Annotated in this window: 11 protein-coding genes, 1 tRNA gene and 1 pseudogene; 7 read left to right on the top strand and 6 right to left on the bottom strand. The window is 66.6% G+C overall.

Going from position 1 to position 8,739, the window contains the following annotated elements:
* Window positions 1-244 (top strand): transposase (locus ACLP25_RS21160; protein WP_442471118.1); only part of this gene is annotated, 244 nt, incomplete at its 5' end.
* A complete protein-coding gene (locus tag ACLP25_RS21155) occupies window positions 169-426 on the top strand; it encodes a DJ-1/PfpI family protein (RefSeq protein ID WP_442471117.1) in 258 nt (85 codons plus the stop codon). The genes ACLP25_RS21160 and ACLP25_RS21155, both read left to right, overlap by 76 nt.
* A gap of 41 nt (window positions 427-467) precedes the next feature.
* Here the strand turns inward: ACLP25_RS21155 and ACLP25_RS21150 are convergent.
* Both ACLP25_RS21150 and ACLP25_RS21145 read right to left on the bottom strand, forming a co-directional pair.
* Window positions 468-778, bottom strand: a pseudogene (locus ACLP25_RS21150) (DUF3175 domain-containing protein).
* Window positions 779-841: 63 nt separating this feature from the next.
* Window positions 842-1,846, bottom strand: a complete 1,005-nt coding sequence (locus ACLP25_RS21145) for an SDR family oxidoreductase (protein WP_442471116.1) — start codon at window positions 1,844-1,846, stop codon at window positions 842-844.
* 237 nt (window positions 1,847-2,083) lie between these two features.
* Here ACLP25_RS21145 and ACLP25_RS21140 point away from each other — a divergent pair, with 237 nt between their 5' ends.
* Window positions 2,084-2,371, top strand: coding sequence for a DUF6496 domain-containing protein (locus ACLP25_RS21140; RefSeq protein WP_442471115.1), 288 nt, complete (start codon window positions 2,084-2,086; stop codon window positions 2,369-2,371).
* A gap of 56 nt (window positions 2,372-2,427) precedes the next feature.
* Here the strand turns inward: ACLP25_RS21140 and ACLP25_RS21135 are convergent, their stop codons facing one another.
* Together ACLP25_RS21135 and ACLP25_RS21130 are read right to left on the bottom strand one after the other, a co-directional pair.
* Window positions 2,428-2,577, bottom strand: a complete 150-nt coding sequence (locus ACLP25_RS21135; RefSeq protein ID WP_442471114.1) for a hypothetical protein — start codon at window positions 2,575-2,577, stop codon at window positions 2,428-2,430.
* A 127-nt stretch (window positions 2,578-2,704) separates the two neighbouring features.
* Window positions 2,705-2,827 (bottom strand): hypothetical protein, encoded by a 123-nt coding sequence (locus ACLP25_RS21130; RefSeq protein WP_442471113.1) that lies wholly within the window; start codon window positions 2,825-2,827, stop codon window positions 2,705-2,707.
* A gap of 160 nt (window positions 2,828-2,987) precedes the next feature.
* Here ACLP25_RS21130 and ACLP25_RS21125 point away from each other — a divergent pair, with 160 nt between their 5' ends.
* Window positions 2,988-3,923, top strand: coding sequence for a pirin family protein (locus ACLP25_RS21125; RefSeq protein WP_442471112.1), 936 nt, complete (start codon window positions 2,988-2,990; stop codon window positions 3,921-3,923).
* A gap of 614 nt (window positions 3,924-4,537) precedes the next feature.
* On the opposite strand, the gene ACLP25_RS21120 is transcribed toward ACLP25_RS21125, so the two are convergent.
* On the bottom strand, window positions 4,538-6,106 hold the full coding sequence (locus ACLP25_RS21120; protein ID WP_442471120.1) for a DHA2 family efflux MFS transporter permease subunit: 1,569 nt from the start codon (window positions 6,104-6,106) through the stop codon (window positions 4,538-4,540).
* Window positions 6,107-6,159: 53 nt separating this feature from the next.
* Window positions 6,160-7,470, bottom strand: a complete 1,311-nt coding sequence (locus ACLP25_RS21115) for an HlyD family efflux transporter periplasmic adaptor subunit (protein ID WP_442471111.1) — start codon at window positions 7,468-7,470, stop codon at window positions 6,160-6,162.
* Window positions 7,471-7,608: 138 nt separating this feature from the next.
* Between ACLP25_RS21115 and ACLP25_RS21110 the strand changes: the two genes are divergently transcribed.
* From ACLP25_RS21110 to ACLP25_RS21100, 3 genes are all read left to right on the top strand, one after another.
* Window positions 7,609-8,235: a TetR/AcrR family transcriptional regulator gene (locus tag ACLP25_RS21110; protein WP_442471110.1), complete on the top strand. Its 627-nt coding sequence runs from the start codon at window positions 7,609-7,611 to the stop codon at window positions 8,233-8,235.
* 101 nt (window positions 8,236-8,336) lie between these two features.
* Window positions 8,337-8,421 (top strand) — tRNA-Leu (locus ACLP25_RS21105).
* A gap of 163 nt (window positions 8,422-8,584) precedes the next feature.
* Window positions 8,585-8,739 (top strand): Arm DNA-binding domain-containing protein (locus tag ACLP25_RS21100; RefSeq protein WP_442471119.1); only part of this gene is annotated, 155 nt, incomplete at its 3' end.

Raw genomic sequence — 8,739 nt, 5'->3', positions numbered from 1 at the left:
GAGGCGGATCAGGCTGCACTTCATTCCCGCGTACTGCCCGCATTTGAACCCGATCGAGCGCTTGTGGGGCGTCATGCACAAGCATCTGACGCACAACACATGCTACGCCAGCTATCGAGAGTTCACTGAGGCGGTTCTGGGTTTCCTGCGCGAACACGTCCCCAGACGATGGCCAGAATTTCGCGCTTCCGTCACGGACAACTTCCGCGTCATCGATCCGAAAAATTTCCGGGTTGTGACCTGAGCAGGGTATACAATTCGATCCGGAAAGACGTCGAGAACGCCGGGGCGCAATGGGTCGACGAGGCGGTCGTGGTCCACCGCGGAGTCATCACCAGCAGGAACCCCGACGATCTCGGAGCCTTCGTGCCCCGCATCATCGAGGAGGTCCAAAAGGGCGACAGAAGTACGCGGGCCGCTCAATAGCGGCGGATCGGCGAGGCGCTACGGCGCCTCGCCATTGGCCCTCAATCGGCTTTTTTCTTCCCTGTGGGCTTTTCGGTCCGGCCGAACAGCCGCCGAAGTTTCTCTTTCGCGTCCTCGAGCGTGCGCTTCCGCGGCTCCGGCAGATTCCGCCCGGCCTGTTGATGTAAAACGTCAACATCGACATGGCCGAGCGAAACGCGGACGCCTTGCGCCGCGGGCTTTCCTCTGCGGACCTCTTCAGCGATTCCGCGATGGCTTCCGCCTCAGGCAGCGTGAAGACGTCCCGCTCGAGATCGAGCGCGTCGGAATGCTTCGTGACCTCCTGCGACCACTTGCTCTTGCCTCGCGGCATGGGCTTCCTCCTCTTGTCGCACTGCGATGCCGCCCCCTCGGACGGTCGCCGAGATGCTTCGCGTCAGGGCTGACCGGTTCCGCCCGAAGAGCCATACACCTGGCCAGTCGCATAGCTCGCGTCCGCGGCGGCGAACTGGGCGTAGATCGAGGCAAGCTCGGCCGGCTGGCCGGGGCGACCGAGCGAAGTCTGCCCACCGAACTTCTCCACCTTCTCCGGGGTGGCGCCGCCGCTGATCTGCAGCGGCGTCCAGATCGGGCCGGGCGCGACGCCGTTGACGCGAATGCCCTTGCTGGCGAGCTGCTTGCCGAGCGACTTGACGTAGTTCATCGTCGCCGCCTTCGTCTGGGCGTAGTCGTAGAGGTCGGGCGACGGATCGTAGGCCTGCTCCGAGGTCGTGGCCACAATCGTCGACCCGGGCTTGAGATGCGGCAGCGCGGCGCGGATGATCCAGAACGGCGCGTAGATGTTCGTCTTCATGGTGGCGTCAAAATCCTCGCTGCTGACGTCGAGGATCGAGGCGCGTGTCTGCTGCCGGCCGGCGTTCATGACCAGAATGTCGAGGCCCCCGAGGCCGCGGACCGCCTCCGCGACGAGCCGGTTGCAGAAATCCTCGTCGCGAAGGTCGCCGGGAATGGAAAGGCCGATGCGGCCTTCCTTCCGGATCAGATCGAGAACTTCCGCCGCGTCCGGCTGCTCCGCGGGAAGATGATCGATGGCGACGTCTGCGTCCTTGCGGGCAAACGCGATCGCGGCGGCGCGGCCCATGCCCGAGTCGCCGCCCGTGATGAGCGCCTTGCGCCCGGAAAGCCGTCCCGAGCCGCGATAGGTTTCCTCGCCGTGATCGGGCCGGGGATCCATCCGGTTGGCGAGGCCCGGCCAGGGCTGCTCCTGCCGCTTGAACGGCGGCTTCGGATACCTGGTTTTCGGGTCGGTCAATTCGGCGGGTCCGGTCGGCGGCCGGTCGTTCTGGGCGAAAGCCGGCCCCGCCGCCGCGGCGGCGAAGCTCGCGCCGCCCGCCCCGACGACGTGGCGACGTGAAAAGGATCCGCGCTCCTGCGTGCTCATGACGACGCTCCATTCGAGTTGACGATGAGCCTCGGGTCCCGTCGCGATGCGTGACCCGCTCGGCTTGGCCTTTAGACGCGGACAAGCCTCAACTGTTCCCGCGCGAGCCCGAAGCGGCCGCTTACCGAGCGCCGCTACGGCCGCGCCGACGCGTCGGAACCGGCGCCCGCCTCGTACGTTTCATGGGTTGTGGATTTCCGCCGTCCAGGCGGGAACCGACCGGGAAAGGAGAGGCCGATGCCACGCGAGTCCAAGTCGCAGAAGGAAACCGTCGGACGCGTCATGCACGAGTTCAAGCACGGCGAGCTTCGCTCGGCGACCGGAGGCAAAGTCAACAACCCCCGCCAGGCGGTCGCGATCGCCTTGAGCGAGGCCGGCGCCTCGAACCAGCAGAGCCCGGCGGAGAACGAACGCCATCTGCGCCGGACCAAGAAAAAAGAGGCGCGCGGCGAAACCGCTCAGGCCAAGGCCGAGGGACCTCGACGGGGCGGCGGGCGCGCCCGACGGAGCCGCTCCGGGAGCTAGCGCGTTTCGGCCTTGGTGACGCCGTCTTCGCGGCGCTCATCGAGCGCGGCTGCGCCTCACGGCTTGTAGAGCGCGATCGCAACGAACAGGACGATGACCAGCGCAACGCTGACGATCAGCACGGTCCTGACGTTGTGGCCGGTCACGCCCGCGCGGACACGCTCCTTGTTCGCCCCGGTCACGATGGGTTGTTCCTCCGGATCCATGGCGTACTCCCGTCTGGTAAGGAGACTCATTCGCCGACGAGCGGCTTGCCAACGTCGATCAGGCGCCATCATCGCCACGAGCAGGGCGAAGCGCCGGTCGCGTTCGGACAGATTGGCCATTGTCGCCTCACACGAAGAGCTTCTCGATTCTGACCGGCAGTTGGCGCGCGTGCGTTCCGGTCGCATGAAACACGGCGTTGGCGACGGCGGCGTTCAGGCCGACGTCGCCGAGCCCTTTCGCCGTCATCATCGTCATGGTCCATGTGCGCGCCGAGGATTTCAGGCAACAACGCTTCGGACCGCGATCGGTTCCCGCCGCGACGCACGCTCCATTGAGCGCACGGGTTCAGCGCGGCGTCGCGATCGGCTATGGTCCGCGGACGGGGGGCGTCGAAGGCAAGGAGGCCGTCATGAGCTGGAACCCTGCGCTCGATCCCGGATGTCCCGACGCGGTCGGGCTCGACGCGATCGAGACGCTCGTCGTGCCGCGCGCCCGTGACATCGGCGGCTTCGAAGTACGGCGGGCGCTGCCCGCGCCGCGGCGCCGGATGGTCGGGCCGTTCGTGTTCTTCGATCAGATGGGGCCGGCGGCGTTCGTCACGGGACAGGGGATCGATGTGCGCCCCCACCCCCACATCGGGCTCGCCACGGTTACCTACCTCTACCGCGGGGAGCTCCAGCACCGCGACAGCCTGGGGTCGAACCAGACGATCCATCCGGGCGCCGTCAACTGGATGGTCGCCGGAAAGGGCATCACGCATTCCGAGCGGACAGGCGCTGAAACCCGCGAGGCGCCGCATGAGCTCTTCGGCATCCAGACCTGGGTCGCCCTGCCGGAGGCGCATGAGGACGACCTCCCGAGCTTCTCGCATCATGCGCGGCATGACCTGCCGCAGCTCGAGGACGGCGGCGTCGTCCTGCGTCTCATCCTCGGCCGCGCCTATGGCGAGACGGCGCCGGCGAAAGTCTTTTCCGAACTGTTCTACGCCGACCTGACTCTCAGCCCCGGCGCGCGGGCGCCGCTGCCGGACGATCACGAGGATCGCGGCCTCTATGTCGTCGAGGGCTCGATCTCCGTCGCCGGCCAGACCTTTGACGCCGGGCGGATGATGGTGTTCCGGCCCGGCGACCGGATCACGGTCGCGGGCGGGGAGCGCGGCGCCCGCCTCATCTTGCTCGGCGGGGCGACGCTCGGGCCCCGCTACATCTGGTGGAACTTCGTCGCCTCCAGCCAGGAACGCATCGAGGCCGCCAAGGACGAGTGGCGCAAGGCCGAGTGGGGCCGGGGCCGCTTCGACCTGCCGCCCGACGACCGCGACGAGTTCATCCCGGCGCCGGAGAAGTAACGGACGCCTATCGGGCGGTCGCCCGGGCGCCGGGGGCGCGAGACCTTTCCTCGGGCATTCGCGGAGCGAGGCGCATTCGGGCGTCGTTCGGCGTCATTCGGCGTCATTCGGCGCGCGTTCGGCATGCATTCGACACGCGCTCGGCGCTGGATTTGACCCTCTTATTCACCCATGAATCGTGACTTTTCAATGCGTTACACTCGAGTTTGCGGAAAAATCTTTCCGCGCGAAGTTCCTTCGTCCCATCCCCGGGTAAACGCCCGCGTCCCATCCAGGACGGCGTCGATCCGATTGCGCTTCGTCTGCGGCTCGCATGAAGGCGATCATAATAGAATTTCCGTTTTTCCGCAACCAAGATTTGCGCCCTTCGTCATTCACAAGGGCGGAGGGCCGCCGGGGCTTTCTGCGCCCAGATGAGGGTTTTGCGAACGCCAAGCTTCCCATGGTCTCCCGCATCGCTTTGACGTTCGCGCGGACGCCCACGCGAGGCGGCGCGAACTCGGCCAGGATCAAGGCGAAAACGGCGAGTCCGCGCGGCGCTGGCGATGATCTCGGCGCGCGAAGGCGGGGCAATGATCAAAAGGTCGTCGAGGATTTGACCGTCGCGACCCGGTTTAATGTCCTCCGCCGCCGCCCATGGCGACCGGCTTGCGCATCAGGGCGGCGAGGGTCACGCAGGCGAGAAAGATGACGGTGAGCGCCAAAAAGACGTCGGACAGCGCGAGCACCTCGGCCTGCCGCCGCACCATGAGCGCGAGCTGCTTCGTCGCCGCCATCTCGGCGTCCGAGCCCCGGTCGGCGAGCGCGGCGGCCATGCCGGCGAGCCGCTCGTCGGCGACCACCCGCCCCCAGGTGACGGATTCGCGCAGCCGCTCGAGATGCAGGTCCATGCGCTTGTCGAGCATCGTGTTGATGAGCGCGAGGCCGACCGCGCCGCCGAGATTGCGCATCAGGTTGTAGAGCCCGGACGCGTTCTTGATCTTCGTCGGCGGCAGGGTGCCGAGCGCCAAAAAGTTGATCGGCACCATGGACAGCATCAGCCCGACGCCGCGGAAGATCTGCGGCCACAGGAGTTCCCAGAAGTCCCAGTCGACCGTGACGAACGACGCCTGGTAGGTGCCGACCGCGAACAGAATGAAGCCGGTCGCGATCATCACGCGCGCGTCGATCTTGGTCATCAGCCGCCCGGCGAAGGGCGCGGTCAGGAACATGCAGACGCCGGTGACGAACATCGTCTTGCCGATCATCAGTGAGGAGTAGCCGCGCACCACCGCCAGATAGACCGGGTAGATGTAGGTCAGGCCGTAGAGGCCGATGCCGAGCACGAAGCCGAACATCGTGCCGGTCCAGAAATTGCGGTCGCGGAACGCCGTCAGGTCGACAATCGGCTGGCGCGCGGTGAACATGCGCCAGAAGAACGCCAAAGCGCTCATCGCCGAGATCACGATCGCCGCGGTCACCGGCCCGCTCTCGAACCAGTCCTTCGACGGCCCCTCCTCGAGCGCATATTCGAGCGCGCCGAGGAACCCGGCCATGGACAGGAGCCCGAAATAGTCGAAGTGCGTCAGCAGCGACCAGTCGGGCTCGTCGAAGTCGATCAAGAGCCAGGCGGCGGCGGTGACGATGATACCGGGAACGAGGTTCACCAGGAACAGCCAGTGCCAGGAGAACCAGTCGGTGAGGTAGCCGCCGACCGTCGGCCCGATGGTTGGGGCGAGCGTCGCGACAAGGCCGATGATCGGCCCGATCAGCGGCTGCTTCGAGCGCGGAAAGATGGTGAAGGCCGAGGCGAACACCGTCGGGATCATGCCGCCGCCGATGAAGCCCTGCAGCGCGCGCCACAGGATCATCTCATCGATCGTGCTCGCCTGGGCGCACATGAAGCTCATGAGCGTGAAGCCGCCCGCCGAGATGGTGAAGATCACCCGTGTCGAGACGACCCGCGACAGGAAGCCCGATAGCGGGATCATCACGACTTCGGCGATGAGGTAGCTCGTCTGGACCCAGGTGATCTCGTCCGACGACGCGGAAAGCCCGGCCTGAATCTGAGAGAGCGACGCGGACACGATCTGGATGTCCAGGATGGCCATGAACATCCCGAACACCATGAAGATGAAGGCGGCGAGGCGCTTTGTTGAGAAATGCGCCGTCGCGAACCCGGGCGGTCCCGCCGGCGGACCCATCGGTCGCGCCGGCGCGGCCGGCGCGCCCTGCGCGGGAAGCGCGGCGGCGTCGCTCACGGCTCGTCGGTCTTGGTGGCGGAGGCTTCGAAGCCGAGCGCGCCGAGCAGCGTCGGCTTCGGCGCGTTGGGATCGCGCGTGTGCACAGTGGCGACGACCGACAGCCCTGGCCGCAGCGGGGTCGTTTTCAGCACCTCCTCGGGGAAGGTGATGCGGACCGCCACGCGCTGCACGACCTTGGTGAAATTGCCGGTCGCGTTGTCCGGCGGCAGCAGCGAGAACTCCGACCCGGAGGCCGGCGAGATCGACGAGACGACGCCCTCGATCGTCCGGCCATCGAGCGCGTCGATGCTGACGTCGGCCTTCTGTCCCGGCTTGATGCCGCCGAGCTGGGTTTCCTTGAAATTGGCGTCGACGTAGGACGCGGCGAGCGGCACCAGCGCCATCAGCCGCGTGCCGGGCTGAACAAGGTTGCCGATTTCGGCGGCCTTGTTGCCGACCACCCCGTCGAACGGCGCAACGACCCGGGTGAAGCTCAGGTCGCGCTTGGCCTTGAACAGAGCCGTCATCAGCTCGTTGCGCTGGCGCGTCGCCTCGTCCCGCTGCGCCTTGAGGACGTCGAGATTGGCTTTCGCGCCTTCGAGCGCGGCGACTGTGGAAGCGGCGTTCGCCTTGGCGCCGGCGAGCGCCGCGGCCGTGCGGTCGCGGTCGGCGGTCGCCTGTTCGAGCCGTTGTTGCGAGCCGAAATTGGTCTGGGCGAGCTTGTACGACCGGTCGTATTCGAGCGACGAGCGTTGGACTTCGGCCTCGCCGGAGCGCAGCTGCGCTTGCGAGGCCTCCACCTGCGCCTGAGCCTGGTCGATGACCGCGCTCTGTCCGTCGATCTGCCGACCGAAACGGGCGATCGTGGCGTCCTGCGTCTCGACCTTCGCCTGCGCGGAATCGACCGCGAGCCGATAGTCGCCGTCGTCGATGAGGGCGAGCAGGTCGCCTTGATGCACGACCTGGTTGTCGACGACCGGCACCTGCAGAAGGTGCCCCGCCGCCTTGGCGGCGATGATCGCCGTGTTGGCGCCAACATAGGCGTCGTCGGTCGAGACCAGGAACCGGCCCTCGACAAAGTAATCGTAGCCGAACTTGCCGGCGTAGCCGACCGCGGCAAGGAGGACGACCGGCAGGATGAAGCGGCGCACGACGCCCGAGCGCTTCGGCGCGGACTGGGTCGTCGCCGGCGGGGCGCCGCCAGGCCTTGGCGCGGCGGGAACGCCGGCCGCCGGAGTGGTCGCGGGAACGCCCGCCGGTTGCGCGGTCGTCACGGCGCGCGACTCGGTTGCGGGCTCCGAAACGGCGGCGGGACTGTCGGCCATGAAGCTATTTCCCTGAAAGGACTGGCCGAACCGAACGGTTCGGTCATTTTGGGTTGACTTAGCCGAATGTGGGGGTTATGGCAACAAAAATCGAACCGAACGGTTCGGTCGGAAAACAGGAGCGCGCGGATCGCGGCGATGGACGGAGACATTCTCGATCACGACCACCGGCATGACGGCGGCGCCAAGCTGCGCCAGATCATGGACGGCGCGCGCGCGGTGTTCCTCGCCTCCGGGTTCGATGGCGCGAGCATGAACGACATCGCCCGATCCGCCGGCGTCTCCAAGGGGACGCTCTACGCCTATTTCGATTCCAAGGACGACCTGTTCGAGGCGATCATCCGCGGCGAGTTCGCCCAGGCGGCGGAGCGCATGTGCGTGTTCCGGCGCGAAGGCGACGTCCGCGACATGCTGACCGATTTCGGCGTCCGGCTCATCGGCCGGATGACCGAGCCGAGCGTGCTGGCGCTCGCGCGCGTCGTGGTCGCGGCGGTGGAGAAGTTCCCCAAGATCGGCGTCGCCTTCTACGAATCGGGCCCTCTCTTCGGCGCGACCCGGCTCGCCGGCGAGCTCGCCGCGCTGGAAAAGGCCGGCGCCCTCAGGGTCCCCGACCCCGAGCGCGCCGCCTGGCAGTTCATCGACCTGTGCCAGAGCTACGTGTACAAGCGGATCTTGTTCGGCGTCGTCGACCGGGTCGCGCAGGAGGAGATCGAGGCGGCGGTCGTCGCCGCGGTCGACGTGTTCTTGAAGGCGTACGGGACTTAAGGCCGCCGGCGCCGGAGGCTGACGGATCGGCGGAATCGCAAGCGTTCCCGGCGCGCCCGCCATTGACATCCGCCCGCCGCCGCTTTTATGAAACGGCCCGTGCCCAGGTGGCGGAATTGGTAGACGCACTGGTTTCAGGTACCAGCGGTGCAAGCCGTGAAGGTTCGAGTCCTTTCCTGGGCACCATTTTGACGTTCTGAGACGGCCAAGTTCGTCCAATTCCATCAGAAAATCAACGAGATATGAGCATCCGGACGTCCAGAGAGGTCCGGCGAAGCTCGCTTGCGTCCAACACGATTGTTGGTAGATTCATTGGTACGCGGCAATCCTGCCGCCGATTTGTACCAACATGGCCCTTACCGATCTCGCGATAAGGCGGGCGCTTCCCGGCCCGAAAATCATCAAGCTTTCGGATGGCGGCGGCCTTCTGTTGTGGATCACCCCTGATGGGGCGAAACGTTGGCGGCTCGCTTATCGCTTCGGTGGCGCCCAGAAGGCCCTCGC

It is taken from the genome of Roseiarcus sp. (assembly GCF_052145395.1).
Taxonomy (GTDB): domain Bacteria; phylum Pseudomonadota; class Alphaproteobacteria; order Rhizobiales; family Beijerinckiaceae; genus Roseiarcus.
Note: the sequence above shows the minus strand (reverse complement) of the source record. Positions and strands in the feature narration are given on the sequence as shown.